Source organism: Thalassotalea nanhaiensis, from assembly GCF_031583575.1.
Lineage (GTDB): Bacteria > Pseudomonadota > Gammaproteobacteria > Enterobacterales > Alteromonadaceae > Thalassotalea_A > Thalassotalea_A nanhaiensis.
This window is the reverse complement of record NZ_CP134146.1, coordinates 3,727,989-3,743,041: the sequence shown is the minus strand read 5'-3', so window position 1 is coordinate 3,743,041 and position 15,053 is coordinate 3,727,989. Positions and strand designations below refer to the sequence as shown.

At 36.8% G+C, this 15,053-nt stretch carries 14 protein-coding genes; 5 read left to right on the top strand and 9 right to left on the bottom strand.

Translation table 11 applies throughout. From position 1 onward, the window contains the following. Window positions 1-222 precede the first annotated feature (222 nt). Complete coding sequence (gene lpxC, locus RI845_RS16240) at window positions 223-1,134, top strand: UDP-3-O-acyl-N-acetylglucosamine deacetylase (RefSeq protein ID WP_348387220.1); 912 nt, start codon at window positions 223-225, stop codon at window positions 1,132-1,134. Between the two features lie 137 nt (window positions 1,135-1,271). On the opposite strand, the gene RI845_RS16235 is transcribed toward lpxC, so the two are convergent. Next, the gene (locus RI845_RS16235; RefSeq protein WP_348387219.1) at window positions 1,272-1,730 is read right to left on the bottom strand and encodes a DUF721 domain-containing protein; all 459 of its coding nucleotides are present in this window, start codon (window positions 1,728-1,730) and stop codon (window positions 1,272-1,274) included. A gap of 52 nt (window positions 1,731-1,782) precedes the next feature. Here RI845_RS16235 and RI845_RS16230 point away from each other — a divergent pair, with 52 nt between their 5' ends. From RI845_RS16230 to mutT, 4 genes are all read left to right on the top strand, one after another. Beyond that, window positions 1,783-2,679, top strand: coding sequence for a M23 family metallopeptidase (locus RI845_RS16230; protein WP_348387218.1), 897 nt, complete (start codon window positions 1,783-1,785; stop codon window positions 2,677-2,679). 91 nt (window positions 2,680-2,770) lie between these two features. After that, complete coding sequence (secA, locus tag RI845_RS16225; protein ID WP_348387217.1) at window positions 2,771-5,452, top strand: preprotein translocase subunit SecA; 2,682 nt, start codon at window positions 2,771-2,773, stop codon at window positions 5,450-5,452. A 38-nt stretch (window positions 5,453-5,490) separates the two neighbouring features. Further along, entirely contained in the window at window positions 5,491-7,437 is a 1,947-nt protein-coding gene (locus tag RI845_RS16220) for an LTA synthase family protein (RefSeq protein ID WP_348387216.1), read from the top strand. After that, on the top strand, window positions 7,437-7,832 hold the full coding sequence (gene mutT / locus RI845_RS16215) for an 8-oxo-dGTP diphosphatase MutT (protein WP_348387215.1): 396 nt from the start codon (window positions 7,437-7,439) through the stop codon (window positions 7,830-7,832). Before RI845_RS16220 ends, mutT begins: the two co-directional genes overlap by 1 nt. Before the next feature lie 47 nt (window positions 7,833-7,879). Here the strand turns inward: mutT and RI845_RS16210 are convergent, their stop codons facing one another. From RI845_RS16210 to RI845_RS16175, 8 genes are all read right to left on the bottom strand, one after another. Next, window positions 7,880-8,410, bottom strand: a complete 531-nt coding sequence (locus RI845_RS16210; RefSeq protein WP_348387214.1) for a DUF3465 domain-containing protein — start codon at window positions 8,408-8,410, stop codon at window positions 7,880-7,882. Window positions 8,411-8,502: 92 nt separating this feature from the next. Beyond that, the gene (gene yacG, locus RI845_RS16205; RefSeq protein WP_348387213.1) at window positions 8,503-8,739 is read right to left on the bottom strand and encodes a DNA gyrase inhibitor YacG; all 237 of its coding nucleotides are present in this window, start codon (window positions 8,737-8,739) and stop codon (window positions 8,503-8,505) included. Window positions 8,740-8,819: 80 nt separating this feature from the next. Beyond that, the gene (zapD, locus tag RI845_RS16200) at window positions 8,820-9,566 is read right to left on the bottom strand and encodes a cell division protein ZapD (RefSeq protein WP_348387212.1); all 747 of its coding nucleotides are present in this window, start codon (window positions 9,564-9,566) and stop codon (window positions 8,820-8,822) included. A gap of 167 nt (window positions 9,567-9,733) precedes the next feature. Further along, complete coding sequence (gene coaE, locus RI845_RS16195; protein WP_348387211.1) at window positions 9,734-10,339, bottom strand: dephospho-CoA kinase; 606 nt, start codon at window positions 10,337-10,339, stop codon at window positions 9,734-9,736. 71 nt (window positions 10,340-10,410) lie between these two features. Beyond that, the gene (locus RI845_RS16190) at window positions 10,411-11,298 is read right to left on the bottom strand and encodes a prepilin peptidase (protein ID WP_348387210.1); all 888 of its coding nucleotides are present in this window, start codon (window positions 11,296-11,298) and stop codon (window positions 10,411-10,413) included. 156 nt (window positions 11,299-11,454) lie between these two features. After that, a complete protein-coding gene (locus RI845_RS16185; RefSeq protein WP_348387209.1) occupies window positions 11,455-12,702 on the bottom strand; it encodes a type II secretion system F family protein in 1,248 nt (415 codons plus the stop codon). A 37-nt stretch (window positions 12,703-12,739) separates the two neighbouring features. Beyond that, window positions 12,740-14,437: a type IV-A pilus assembly ATPase PilB gene (pilB, locus tag RI845_RS16180; protein WP_348387208.1), complete on the bottom strand. Its 1,698-nt coding sequence runs from the start codon at window positions 14,435-14,437 to the stop codon at window positions 12,740-12,742. A gap of 113 nt (window positions 14,438-14,550) precedes the next feature. Continuing rightward, window positions 14,551-14,928: a pilin gene (locus RI845_RS16175; protein WP_348387207.1), complete on the bottom strand. Its 378-nt coding sequence runs from the start codon at window positions 14,926-14,928 to the stop codon at window positions 14,551-14,553. Window positions 14,929-15,053 lie beyond the last annotated feature (125 nt).

Here is a 15,053-nt window from a genome sequence, read left to right as displayed (position 1 = left end):
CTGTTCAGCTTATGTTCAGTTTTTAGGTGTTAAGTTAATTGCGAGTTTGTGCACTATTTGCTGTTTAATTACAACTAGTTACAGTTGGTAATGAATTGTTAGCAAATTTTGGGCCATAACCGTTATCTTTTGACTGCAAAGGGAATTTTTGCTATATTACGCGTCCACTAAAATTAACAAGTTGTTAATAGTGTCGGTTGGAACGCAGATTTAAGGCGAATTATGATTAAACAACGTACTCTCAAACAAAGCGTAAATGCTACTGGTGTTGGTTTACATAAAGGTGAAAAGGTGCAGATCACTCTCCGTCCTGCGCCTGCAAACACGGGAATAGTATTCCGTCGTGTTGACCTTGAACCTATGGTAGATATTCAGGCTACACCTGAAGCTGTGGGCGAAACTACGTTGTGTACATGTTTAGTTAATGAGCAAGGTGTTCAAGTTTCCACCGTTGAACATCTTCTAGCCGCAGTAGCTGGCTTAGGTATTGATAACTTAGTAGTCGAAGTAGATTCTCCTGAGATCCCGATTATGGATGGTAGCGCTCTACCATTTGTATACTTGATCCAATCAGTTGGAATTGAAGAACAAAACGCAGCTAAGAAATTTCTACGAATTACTAAAAAAATTCGCGTTGAAGAAGGTGATAAGTGGGCTGAATTATGTCCACACGAAGGATTCAAAGTTAATTTTGCTATCGACTTTGAGCATCCGGTAATTGCCAATACTACGCAAAACATGAGCATGGATTTATCTGCTAACTCTTTTATTAAAGAAATTAGTCGCGCTCGAACGTTTGGATTTATGAAAGATATTGAGTTTTTACGCTCGCACAACCTTGCATTAGGCGGCAGCTTAGAAAACGCTATCGTACTAGATGAATACCGTATGCTTAACAGCGAAGAGCTTCGTTATGATGATGAGTTTGTTAAACACAAAATCTTAGATGCAATCGGTGACCTGTATATGGGCGGCGTAAGCATTTTAGGCGAAATGAACTCGTATAAATCAGGCCATGGTTTAAACAACATGCTATTACGCGAAGTATTTAAACAAGTTGAAAGCTGGGAATGGGTAACGTATGAAGACGAGCGTCCATCACCAATTGCTTATCAAGATGCCGTTATCGCGTAAGTGAATAAATATTGATTCTTAAAACCAGAGTTTTCACTCTGGTTTTTTTATGTCTGAAATATCTTAGAATCGAGAATCGAGAAACGAGAAACGAGAAACGAGAAACGAGAAACGAGAAACGAGAAACGAGAAATAAGTTACTTTTTTCCGTGCTTAGCCAAGCGCAATAATACTTCTTTTAAACCCGGCGGTGCGTTTTCAGCCACTTCATAAATATGCTCTGCAGTTTCTGCTGACATACTCTTATTTGGTTTTACTGGCTCTTTAACGGTTTCACGGCGATTACCGTGCGGATTTATTTTTATTTCAATACGTCGAAAAATTCCCTGAGTTTGCAATGCCAGTTGTTGTGAGATATTGTTACGCTCGAACTGTAGGCGTTGTCCCCAAACGGGTGATTTAGCCTCTATTACAACCAGATCATCTCGGCAATTGGCTATTTGCCAAGCATTTTCTGGTAGATCTGGACAAATTTGTCGTATAATGTCGTCTAGTATTTTAAAAGATTGCGCTTTAGTAGAGAAATCTGCCATTGTACCACTGGCTTTTTTAAGCAAGCTGTTTAAGTCTTGAGGGGCTTTTACAATGCGTTTCATTAACTGGTTTACCTTGAGCGATTACATTTACGAATCAGATATAAGTATTTAAATGAGTTTAACACTATTATACCGCGGACAAAATGTTCGTTTTTCAATGAAGTTAAGTAAACCAAGATGGCTTGCCATTGTTGGTGGCTTTGCTGTGGTGTCAGGCTTTGTTATACACGCTGTTATGAAGTCAGAAGAAGTGCCAGAGCACTTAATGTTGGCAACACAGCCGGTGCAGCCAACCGCAAATTTGACTACTGACAAACAAGTTGTTGCCTTAAGCGCTAAAATTGCCGAGTTACAATCCCATGTACTTCGCTTGAATGCTTTGGGTGAACGCTTGGCTGAAGAAGCAAATATCCCAAAAGAAGAGTTTAATATGGTGGCACTGCCTTCTTCAGGTGGGCCACTACATCAAGAAGTGTTAACTAGCGAGTTTTCTATGGTTGATTTAGAAACTCAACTGAATAATTTGAATGATAGTGTTATTCAAAAAGAAAATCAGCTTAACCTACTTGAATCTTTGGCATTGGGTCACCATATCGAAAGTACGAGTTATTTATCCGGGCGTCCAATTGGCAAAGGCTGGTTGTCGTCATATTACGGAGTTCGTAAAGACCCATTCACTGGTAAGCCTACACAACACAAAGGTGTAGACTTTGCCGGAAAAGAAAATGCTGAAATATATGCCACTGGCTCAGGCGTTGTTAGTTTTGCTGGCGAACGTTGGGGTTATGGTAATTTGGTAGAAATTGATCACGGTACCGGATATAAAACTAGATACGCGCATAATAAAACGCATTTAGTTAAAGTTGGTGACGTGGTGAGTAAAGGGCAAGCAATTGCCAAAATGGGAAGTACCGGCCGTTCAACTGGCCCGCACGTTCATTACGAAATCCTGCGTAACGATAAACAAATAAATCCAACTAAATACGTTTATCGCAAGCCTAAAACTTAGGTTCATAACTCTGAGTAAATTTTTTAGATCAGTCTCTGACTGATATTTTTTTATCGCCAAAAATATAATTGGCAAAATTGGTTTAAATAAAATGTTTGTAAAATTAATGACAAAGCTGTTTGGTAGTCGCAATGACCGCCTTCTAAAGCAAATGAACAAAGAAGTACTGAAAATTAACGCCCTAGAAGAAACAACAAAAGCGTTAAATGATGAAGAGTTAAAAGCTAAAACAGCTGAGTTTAAAGAGCGCATTGCCAACGGCGAAGCATTAAACGACATTTTACCTGAAGCATTTGCCGTAGTACGTGAAGCCAGTGTTCGTGTGTTTGGGATGCGCCACTTCGATGTACAAATGATTGGTGGTATGGTTTTACATCAAGGTAAAATTTCTGAGATGCGCACCGGTGAAGGTAAAACCTTAACCGCAACGCTGCCAACATATCTAAATGGTCTTACAGACAAAGGCGTTCACGTTATTACCGTGAATGATTACCTTGCTAAACGTGATGCTGATTGGGCTCGTCCATTATTTGAATTCTTAGGCATGACGGTTGGTTGTAACATTCCAAATATGGCACCTGAAGAAAAGCAAGCGGCATATAACTGTGATGTAACCTACGGTACCAATAACGAATTTGGTTTCGATTACCTACGTGACAATATGGCGTTCACTCCACAACAACGTGCTCAGCGCCCATTACACTTTGCCGTAATCGATGAAGTCGATTCAATCCTAATTGATGAAGCACGTACGCCATTGGTTATTTCTGGCCAAGCTGAAGACAGTTCAGAGCTATACCGTTTAATCGATTCTTTAGTTCCTATGCTAGAACAACAAGAAGCTGAAGATGAAGAAGGCGTAGAAAGTACTGGTGACTACACTATTGATGAAAAATCAAAACAAGTTTACCTAACTGAACGTGGTCAGGTTCGCGTTGAAGAAATCTTAAAAGAGCGTGGTATGCTTGACGAGCATGACTCTTTATATGGTGCATCAAGCATCGCGTTATTACATCACGTGATGGCAGCTCTTCGTGCGCACAAATTATTCCAAAAAGACGTTGACTACATCGTTAAAGAAGGCGAAATAGTTATTGTTGATGAACACACTGGCCGTACGATGGAAGGCCGTCGTTGGTCTGAAGGTTTGCATCAAGCAGTAGAAGCTAAAGAAAATGTAAACATACAAAATGAAAACCAAACACTAGCCTCTATTACATTCCAGAATTACTTCCGTTTATACGAAAAGTTATCAGGTATGACGGGTACTGCTGATACAGAAGCATTCGAATTTAATCATATTTATGCTTTAGAAACTGTTGTGATCCCAACGAACCGTCCTATGGTTCGTAATGATATGGCTGATTTAATTTACCTAACACAAGAAGAAAAATATGAAGCAGTAATTGCTGATATTAAAGATTGTGTTGAACGCGGTCAGCCAACACTTGTTGGTACCATCAGTATCGAGACATCTGAATTTTTATCAGACATTTTGCGTAAAGCAAAAATTAAGCACAAAGTACTTAATGCTAAATTTCACGCGGAAGAAGCCGAAATTGTTGCCAATGCCGGTAAACTTGGCGCAGTAACGATTGCAACAAACATGGCCGGTCGTGGTACCGATATCGTGTTAGGTGGTAATTTAGGTGCCGATATCGCTAAATTGCAAAACTCTTCAGACGAGCAAATAGCTAAATTAACGGCAGAATGGCAAGAAAATCATGAAAAAGTAGTTGCAGCAGGTGGCTTACACATTGTTGCAACCGAGCGTCATGAGTCACGTCGTATCGATAACCAATTACGTGGTCGTTCTGGTCGTCAAGGTGACCCAGGTTCAACACGTTTCTACTTATCTATGGAAGATGGCTTAATGCGTATCTTCGCTTCAGAGCGTATTGCAAATATGATGCGTAAGCTTGGTATGGAACACGGTGAAGCGATTGAGCATCCATGGGTAACTAAATCGATTGAAAACGCTCAGCGTAAAGTTGAAGGCCGTAACTTTGACGTGCGTAAGCAATTGCTTGAATACGATGATGTTGCTAACGATCAACGTAAAGTAATTTACGAACAACGTAACGAACTTCTTGATGAAGGCGAGATTGGCGACACTATTGCAGCTATTCGCGGTGACGTTGTTAACGGTATGATTGATGCACATATTCCGCCACAATCTCTTGAAGAAATGTGGGATGTCCCTGCGCTTGAAGAGCAGCTTAAAGGCGAGTTAACATTAGAATTACCTCTAGCTAAATGGTTAGAAGAAGACGACAAGTTAAACGAAGACTCACTGCGAGAACGTATTTTAGCGGAAGTTGAAACTGCATATACTGAAAAAGAAACGCAAGTTGGTCCAGACGTTTTACGCCAGTTTGAAAAAGCAATTATGCTACAAACTCTTGATGGTTTATGGAAAGAGCACTTAGCGGCGATGGACCATTTACGTCAAGGTATTCACTTACGTGGTTATGCTCAAAAGAACCCGAAACAAGAATATAAGAAAGAGTCGTTTGAGTTATTCTCAAACATGCTTGATAACTTAAAATATGACGTAGTAAGCGTGTTATCTAAAGTTCGTATACAACAAGAGTCAGATGTAGAAGCGGTAGAAGAGCAAACTCGCAAAAGCGAAGAAGCACCGAAGCAATACACGCATGAATCAAGTGGCCAGGCAACGCAAGAAAACGAAGTACCTCGCGTTGGCCGTAACGAACCGTGCCCATGTGGCTCAGGTAAAAAATACAAACAATGTCACGGTAAGTTAAGCTAATTTCATTTTATTTGAAACGAAGTTAAACAAGGGACCGTATGCTTCAGATTAATATCACTGTTTTATTTTGTTTTATTTGCGCTTTCCTCCCTTGGGGAGCGAGTCAATTCCTCGGATTCCATAACGACTTTTTTGCCATTATGGATTCGACATTGTTATCTCTCTCTCTTTGGTGGGGATATCTAGGTTATTGTTATTTTGTAAATAAAAAAACTGTAGAAATAATTTTTATATTAACTGTAATTATCTTAATATTTTTAAAGGTTAGTCAGGAGTATTTTATATTTTTTGAATCCTACATTTCGCTTGAAACATTAGGATTATTCAATGAGGTATTATTAGGGATTAAGAATTTTGTTTCAATTCCTATTTTAGCTTTGCTTTTTCTTGTCACATTTCTATTTTTTACTTTTCTGTCCAAGACTAAAATAGAATTAGTAAAACCAAATAGAATCTTTTTTTACACTTTGATTAGTGCAATTTCCTTTATTGCTTTCTTTGTTCAAAACACACATTCGCAAAAATTTATATTTGAAAAACTTGATGAACAAAATGAATTTTCCTCTTATGAGTATCAGGAAGAAAATCCAATAATGTTTTTAGTTCGCGAATTGGTAAACAAAGTAATTGTAGATGAGATGAGTAATGCTAAACAAAAAGAAGTTGACTTTCTAACAAGTATTATCCAAAAAAACCAAAATAAATTTCTTCCTCCAGAATATCATTTTGATAAATTCAAAACGTTAATTATTCCTTACCCGGAGTTTAGCCACTCTGGATTAAATGTCGAACCATTTAAATTTAAAAGTGAAGATTTGGGGAGCGCATCAGATCATAAAAAAACAAGAAAAAACGTTATTTTGATTGTGCTGGAAAGTGTTCGAAAGTATGAGACAGAAAAGTATAACGGAATTTCATTAACACCTAACCTGAATGAAATTGCAAAGTATGGAGTTTCTTTTGAAAATTTTTATAGTACATCTCGTTACACTATAAAGTCAGAGCAAGCCATATTATGCAGTCTATTAGATGTACATAAACACGTCCCTTATTCTGTACATTTTGGTAAGTTTAATGGGCAATGCCTTCCAAAAATTCTAAAGAAGAATGGTTATCATACTTATTGGTTTCATGGGAACACTAAAGAATTTTTTAATAGGGACGTTTTCCATCCTAGTATTGGTTTCCAAAACTTAATCTCTAAGGAATATTTTGAAACTAAAAATCTTGCCAAAAATGAAATCATAGGTTGGGGAATTAAAGATGAAGATGTATTTAATGAAGCATTTAAAATTTTAGAAAATAAGACTGAACCTTTTTTTGCTGAAATATTGACTTTAACAAATCATCAACCGTTCAACTGGGATTATGGTAAGCATGTCTTTCCTGACTTTGTATCTTATACCGGCGAAAATATTTACAAAAATTATAGGAAAGGTATTAACTATACTGATTATGCATTAGGTGTCTTTTGGAATAAGTTTATTAACAGCCCTTTAAGTGATAATACTATTCTGATTATAACGGGAGATCATGGTGTCCCATATTACCCTGAGATTATTCAGTCAGATGTTGATCAGTTTGAAACACTGTTCAGGACACCTCTTGTTGTATATGGAGTCGATGATTATGTTGATCCAGGTATGCAGTTAAGTCATTTAGACATAGCACCTTCAATACTTTCTGAGTTAGATATAAAGCAAGATTTTTCATTTTTAGGACGTCCATTTTTTGGGAAGCAAAAAACTGTAGACAATAGACCTATATTTAATATGGATATAGATAATTATGCATTTAGGTTGGGTAACACAAGATGTTTACCTGTTGAAAATTTATGTGTAAATAAAGCTATTGAAACTTGTTATAGTGAGTACAGATTTTCTTGTAATATTGAAAATATTAATGATATTGCTTCAATTGTTGAATCGGAAAGTTTAATGAAATTTCTAAAATTGAGTAACCGTGCTGGATATCCAAGCTTCTAATGAAGAAAAGAGTACACGTAGCTGTAGGCGTAATTTACAAAGACCAGCAATTCTTCCTCACCAAACGCCTTGAACATACCCATCAAGGCGGGAAATGGGAATTCCCAGGTGGTAAGGTGGAAAATGATGAAACAGTTCATGAAGCGCTGCATAGAGAGCTTAAAGAAGAAATAGCTATCGATACCCTAGCGATACGACCATTGATTGAAATAAGCCATGATTACAGCGATAAACACGTGTTGTTAGAAGTATTCTTGGTAGATCAGTTTTTAGGAGAGCCAACAGCTCAAGAAGGGCAGCAACAAGGTTGGTTTAAAAAAGGAGAATTAACAACTATCGACTTTCCAAAAGCTAATACGCCAATAGTGAATAAAATACTTGAACTCAACATATAAAGTCTGATTCTATTAATTTCTAATTTCTAATTTCTAATTTCTAATTTCTAGTTATAAGTGAGTCCCACATAGTTTAAATAACCATCTGGGTGTTTACCATTTGGATCTTTATGAGTCCAATGCACAACGCCACCTTTGTCATTCCACTCATACACACCCGAAAAACCAATATCATCGCCTGCTCGCAAAGAGTTAACTCTTGAGCCAATATCAATATTATGTGCAACTAACACGGTTTGGTTATTTTTGAGACGAACAATGAAACGTTGGTGACGTGAACCATCGTTATCATCAGGCAACATTTTTATTACGCGACCAAAGCCACGTACTTGAACATTGGATAACTGATTGTCAAAAAGGTGATTAATTTTTTCTAGATCTGACAGTTTAGATAAATCGACATCACGAGTAAATTTTACCTCTGAATCAAATGCATGTGCAAGCATATCATCAGTCGATGCCAATACGGCTGGTTTAGTATTAACTAATACCGTTTCTTCAGGAGTTGGAAATAGAATATTGAAATAAACGTATACGCCAACAAAGGCTAACAAAGAAAATATAAGTAAATTTTTCATAATCCGTTAAGTTGTTCTTTTGTCCAAGATAAAATAATTATGCCTTATTTTTCGTATGGATTTCAAGTCATTGAAAACAACAAAAGATAAGCTTATTCGGACTCAACGAAAAACTTATTATTTTGCAAAAATTCATCCTCAAGTGCATCTAGCATTTCTTCAGATAAAGGCTGTGCACCTTGCACCGGTTGCGAAATTTTATGTCCTTCACTGGCCCACTCACCTAAATCAATCAATTGGCAACGTTTAGAACAAAATGGACGAAATTCAGATTCACTACACCAAACAACTTCGGCTTGGCAATTAGGACAGTTTACTTTTGTAGTCATAATATAAACAGATAATTAAAAAGAGTAGTTTAACCTATTACGGCAGTGTTGATAATACCTAGATTGAATCGGTTTATTGGTTAACACTTAGATAACTGAAACTTTACTGTATCAGTAATGTATTGCTGGCCTTTGGTTTCACAAAGTTCCATGAATCGAATAGAGTATCGATATCTATTGCCACTTACTGACGGAAAGTAATCAACAGCTTCAGGTAGTTTAATTCGTAATAGTAATAAACCTTCACCATTATCTTGATAAAAGCTGTTGCCAGCTTCAACATCTTTAAAAGCAGATTTTTGACGGATAAATTTTAAAATTATGACCAACGCCTGTTCAATGGTACTTAATGCACTCAACCATCGATCAACATCTTGTTGAATAAAAATAGGTGGTTGATTTAACCAATAAACAAGAGCCGGTAAATCAAATCCGCAATATGCACCTTGCAAAGTAAAGCGCTTGCGCATACCGTCTAAAAATTTATCATCTTTCAAATTCGCCCATAATGGCTGTTTTGAACGAAGGTTAGTGGCTAGAGTTTTTGTTTGTTCAAGATTAAGCTGTAAGGCTTTTGAATTTACATCTGGTGATTTTGACCAAAGGATTAAATTTTGTTCAAGTTTTTCTAGATCCTTAATAACATCACCGCGTAAATCGGTTCTGTCTAAAGTATCTAAAATGGCAAATAAAGCATTAAAAAAAAGAGTATGGCTTGATGAAAACTCTTGCGCTAGACACGAACGCGCCTGAACAAATAATTGTTCAAGTTTCAAATAGTTACGAATCCGTTCGTTTAGAGGGTGTTCATAAAGAATTTCAGTCATGTTTTTATAATTTTTGTTCTGATCTTTTCTATACTAACCAAGGATTTAGTTAAAGGCTATTATTTTTTTTGGGGGAATGTATGGTTGGCGTGAATTTATTCGCGCGTAATGGCTTAGCCACTAAAAATAATGTCCGAAATCATCGGCGATCTTCACTCGTTATGGAATTAACCAACGACTAATTTTAAAAATTCTCTATGTAATACTTCAACCTGCGCTTTTAATTCTTCAATTGAGCAATCGTCGTTGTTTATCACATAATCTGCATGAGCTAAACGCTCTTCACGAGATACTTGTGCGTCTAAAATTTTCTGAACTTGCGCAGCAGTATTATTATCTCGGCTTACTGTTCTGCTAATTTGAGTTTCGGGCTTGACATCAACGACCAAAACTTTTTCAACCGTTTTATTAATACTGTTTTCTATTAATAAAGGGGCAACAAGGAAACAATAAGGGCTTTTAGCTGTCTTGCATTGTTCGGCCATAGCGTGTCGAATGAGAGGGTGCAAGAGAGCATTTAACCAAGCTTTATCGGTTTCACTAGCAAATACCTTATGGCGTAATTGAGTTCTGTCTAAACTACCGTCCGCGAGAATAAAATCAAAGCCAAAATATTCTGCAATTTGGTTTAGTGCAGGTGTTCCTGGCTCAACAACTTCTCGGGCTACAATATCAGCATCGATGATATCTATACCATATTCACAAAAGATATCAGCAACGGTGGTTTTACCGCTACCAATACCACCTGTTAAACCGATTACTAACTTTGACACTTAGCTTCCTAATACATTTTAGTGGAATAACTCTTTCCTGAATTTATTTCAGGATCTAATTGATAAATAATCTAAACCAACATTCCCAAATACCAAGCCCAAATGCCTTCACCCCATAATGCGGTGATCCAGCCAGCGATGGCTAAATACGGGCCAAATGGAATAGGTTTAGAGCCTTCATGGTTTTTATACACCATCATACTAATACCAATAATAGCCCCAACCAAAGAAGCCATTAAAATTAGCAACGGTAGTAATTGCCAGCCAAACCAGGCACCAAATACAGCAAACAGTTTAAAGTCACCATAACCCATGCCTTCTTTGCCTGTTATCAGTTTAAATAACCAAAAAATAGACCATAAACTCATGTAACCAACAATTGCGCCTATAACCGCTTGATCAATAGATACAAATACATCATTTAAGCCAAGTATTAATCCTAGCCAAACAAGTGGCAGGGTGATTTGGTCTGGCAAAATCATTTTATCAATATCAATCATGGTTAATGCAATTAGTGACCAAGTTAATACCAGCATAAACAATACTTGCCAGCTAACTCCAAAATACATCGCAATAACTAGAGAGGTTAACCCTGTAATCGTTTCAATTATTGGGTATCGAGCAGATATAGGATTTGCACAAGAAGAGCATTTACCTTTTAGAAATAGCCATGAAATAACAGGAATGTTTTCAAGTACTTTTATTTTATGGCCACATTTTGGGCAGGTAGATGCAGGCTTTGAAAGTGTTAACTCTTCAACTTTTGCTAATTCTTTAGCTGGTTTTAATTCCTCTTCTAAAAACTCTCTGCATTCACAACGCCATTCATTTTCCAGCATTTTAGGTAAACGATAAATTACAACATTTAAAAAACTACCAATGATTAAACCTAAAACTGTAATAGTGACATAGAAAGTTTCAGGGGAATGCACAAATAGAGCTATAACATCAGAAAACACAGTGAGGCCTTTTATATTGTCTTGAATTAATTGTCACAGTAGTGACTGACTGACTGAATTTATTTCAGTTTCAAATCAGGATTTTATTATTGTTATTAGTTATGTAAAGTATTATCCCGTTCATTACACGGGACTTTTTATATAAATAGGTGATTATTACATCATTGAACCCATAGCAAATATAGGTAAATACATGGCGATTATAAGACCACCAATTACAACCCCTAAGACTGCCATAATCATGGGTTCCAATAAGGCTGTTAAATTATCCACAGCATCATCGACTTCTTGTTCATAGATCGTAGCCACTTTTGCTAGCATATCATCAAGTGCACCAGACTCTTCGCCGATGGCTACCATTTGTATCACCATATCTGGAAAGATTGGGATGTTCCGCATAGCTAAGTTCATTTGCATTCCTGAAGTAACTTCACTTCGAATCTCATTAATACTATCGCGATAAACAGCATTGCCAGAGGCACCCGCTGCTGAGCCTAAAGCATCTATAAGTGGCACGCCTGCAGCAAATGTAGTAGATAAGGTTCTAGCAAATCGAGCTACAGCTGCTTTATCTAAAATCGCTCCTATCACAGGTGTTTTTAAAATTAACCTATCAATTTTATCTCTGAAATCTTGGCTTTTCAGGTGTGTTTGTTTAAAAATATAACCAACACCAAACATTATCGCTAAAGCCACCCACCAGTATGCAACCATGAAATCAGAGATGCCCACAACAAATAAAGTAAAGGCGGGAAGTTCAGCATCAAATCCTGCAAATACTTCTACAAAAGTTGGTACTACAAAAATAAGCAATATAGACGTAACAATAGCTGCAACAACTAGTACTGCAATGGGATATGTCATTGCCTTTTTTATTTTAGATTTAAGTACTTCTGCTTTTTCCTTGTATATTGCAATTCGATCAAAAATTGTTTCTAAAGCGCCTGATTGTTCACCTGATTCGACAAGGTCGCAATATAAATCATCAAAATATTTAGGGTGCTCTCTTAAGCATTCTGATAAAGGTAAGCCAGATTGAACTTTGTTTCCAATATCACTAAGAAGCTTGCGCATATTTCCATTAGGGTTGCCCTTGCCAATCATTTCTACAGTTTGTACAAGAGGCACTCCTGCGCCTAACATGGTTGCAATTTGCCTAGTTATTACAGCAATATCCATTGGTTTTATGGCTTTATCACCACCTAAGCCGAGAAAAGGTTTAGGTTTTTTTTTCGTTTTTAATGGAGTTACCCCTTGATTTCTAAGTTGAGCTTTTAGCTCCATCAAATTAGTCGCAGAAAGCTCACCTTTTATTTTTTTTCCTTTGCGGTTAACCCCTTCCCACAGAAAAACTTCCAATGGTTTAGGTTTTGCTATTTTTTGCTGCGCACTAGGGATGGCCATATAAGATCCTAAATGTTTTAAGTGATTATTATTTTATTTATGCAGTCACTCGACTTACTTCTGATAAGCTTGTAACTCCTGACTTTGCCTTTAATAGGGCTGATTGACGTAAATTGTTATACCCTTCACTTTGTGCTTGATTGGCAATATCCAAAGAATTTCCTCCTTCCATAATAATACTAGCGGTTTTTTCACTTATCTTCATCACTTCATAAATACCAACCCGGCCCTTATAACCTTTGGTGCATTCATCACAGCCTACGGCTTTAAATATTTTTAGAGAAGATACTTCTGTAGGTTCAAACCCAAACTCTATTAGTGCGTGTTCCGTAATATCATCCTCGAGTTTACAGTGGTTACATAACCGGCGAGCAAGACGTTGGGCAATAATCAGACTCACTGAGCTAGCTACGTTATAAGAAGGTACTCCCATATTCAATAAACGCGTTAAGGTTTCAGCAGCCGAGTTAGTATGAAGGGTAGATAATACCAAGTGACCGGTTTGTGCCGCTTTAATCGCTATTTCAGCAGTTTCCAAATCTCGGATCTCACCAACCATAACAATATCAGGATCTTGTCGTAAGAATGATTTTAATGCACTGGAAAAGTCTAATCCGGCTCTATTATTAATTTGTACTTGGTTAACGCCTTCAAGGTTTATTTCAACAGGATCTTCAGCAGTAGATATATTACGCTCTTCGGTATTAAGAATATTCAGGCCGGTATAGAGGGATACTGTTTTACCGGATCCGGTAGGGCCAGTAACTAGGATCATGCCTTGTGGTTTAGATAATGCGTCTAAATAAAGCGCTTTTTGCTCATCTTCATAACCAAGTATATCGATTCCTAATTTTGCACTTGAAGAATCAAGGATACGCATTACTACTTTTTCTCCCCACATTGTTGGTAAGGTAGATACGCGAAAATCGATCGATTTTTTCTTAGAAACGGCTAGTTTAATACGACCATCTTGTGGAACTCTACGCTCTGCAATATCTAGCTTCGACATTACTTTCAATCGTGCAGTCATTCTGCCTGATAGGTTCACCGGAGGCGTAGCTACCTCTGTTAAAATACCATCAACACGAAAGCGAATTCTAAATTTGTGCTCAAATGGTTCAAAATGTAAATCTGAAGCGCCTTTTTTTATCGCATCTAACAGTATCTTATTAATGTATACAACAATTGGTGCGTCATCAGCACCGGAAGATGTTTCTTCTTCTTTAATATCATCTTCTACATCTAGATCACCGAGTTCTTCGTTATCTAAATCTGAAATATCTAAAGCTGAAGTGTCATCTTCTAGGAGGTTATCTATTGTGCTTTTTAGGATGTCTTCTGGTACTAATACCATTTCTGTATTAAAACCCGTATTAAATTGGAACTCCTCTAAAGCATCAATATTAGTAGGGTCGGAAACTGCAATAAATAGAATGTTGCCTCTTAAGTATAGCGGTAAGGCATTGTGTTTGAGTATCAATTTTTCGTTGCGAAGGCCATCAGGAAGTGAGCTTAAATCAATTTGTTTTAAATCTAAAAATGAATAGCCAAAGCTTTTAGAAAGTACCTTTGCGAGCATGCTTGGGGAGACTTTATCTTCATTGACGAGATAATTTATTATAGATTGTTTTTTCTTTTGACTTATTTCAAAAATAGCTGCCGCTTTATCTTTAGCAATAATTTCATTTCGAACTAAGGCTGATAATAAGCTTGATTGACGATGAATTCCTTTCATAAATTATTTTTATTCTATTTTTATGATGTAAACTAAATATTACTATAAACAAAAACAAGTATATATAAAACAAAAAACCCAGCATAAGCTGGGTTTTTTATCACAAAAATATACTAACCTTGAGTACAGTTTTTGATAAGTACGCCTTGGTTACCTGTTAAAGTACAGTTCCACTCAATGTTACCACCAATAGCTGAAGGCGCTGTTGGAGATAATTTTGCTGAAACGTTGCCGCTTGTAGCTGTTAATTCTGGTGGAGTACCAGCACAATTAGCGATATTTACACCATCGTTAGTACAAGAAAATGCACCTGTAGTTGTATAAGTTTCAGCAAGTTTAACTTTACTACCTGATAATGAAGCAACAGCATTAGAAGCATCAGCTTTCACAATGTAATCTTGATATGCAGGTAAAGCGATAGCTGCAAGAATACCGATGATCGCAACAACGATCATTAGTTCGATTAAGGTAAAACCTTTATTATTTTTCATAGTATTAATTCCATTAATTAATTAATTGTTATTATGGGGGCTACAGTCAATATGTAACACATAGTTACAAAAGTAAAATGTTTTTTGTTCAAAATAGGCTGTTTTCGGCAATTACTTGCCATTTT

Excerpts from the sequence above, each read along its gene's own strand:
- lpxC (WP_348387220.1), top strand. The coding sequence starts at position 223 with ATGATTAAACAACGTACTCTCAAACAAAGCGTAAATGCTACTGGTGTT.
- RI845_RS16235 (WP_348387219.1), bottom strand. The coding sequence starts at position 1,730 with ATGAAACGCATTGTAAAAGCCCCTCAAGACTTAAACAGCTTGCTTAAA.
- RI845_RS16230 (WP_348387218.1), top strand. The coding sequence starts at position 1,783 with ATGAGTTTAACACTATTATACCGCGGACAAAATGTTCGTTTTTCAATG.
- secA (WP_348387217.1), top strand. The coding sequence starts at position 2,771 with ATGTTTGTAAAATTAATGACAAAGCTGTTTGGTAGTCGCAATGACCGC.
- RI845_RS16220 (WP_348387216.1), top strand. The coding sequence starts at position 5,491 with ATGCTTCAGATTAATATCACTGTTTTATTTTGTTTTATTTGCGCTTTC.
- mutT (WP_348387215.1), top strand. The coding sequence starts at position 7,437 with ATGAAGAAAAGAGTACACGTAGCTGTAGGCGTAATTTACAAAGACCAG.
- RI845_RS16210 (WP_348387214.1), bottom strand. The coding sequence starts at position 8,410 with ATGAAAAATTTACTTATATTTTCTTTGTTAGCCTTTGTTGGCGTATAC.
- yacG (WP_348387213.1), bottom strand. The coding sequence starts at position 8,739 with ATGACTACAAAAGTAAACTGTCCTAATTGCCAAGCCGAAGTTGTTTGG.
- zapD (WP_348387212.1), bottom strand. The coding sequence starts at position 9,566 with ATGACTGAAATTCTTTATGAACACCCTCTAAACGAACGGATTCGTAAC.
- RI845_RS16185 (WP_348387209.1), bottom strand. The coding sequence starts at position 12,702 with ATGGCCATCCCTAGTGCGCAGCAAAAAATAGCAAAACCTAAACCATTG.
- pilB (WP_348387208.1), bottom strand. The coding sequence starts at position 14,437 with ATGAAAGGAATTCATCGTCAATCAAGCTTATTATCAGCCTTAGTTCGA.
- RI845_RS16175 (WP_348387207.1), bottom strand. The coding sequence starts at position 14,928 with ATGAAAAATAATAAAGGTTTTACCTTAATCGAACTAATGATCGTTGTT.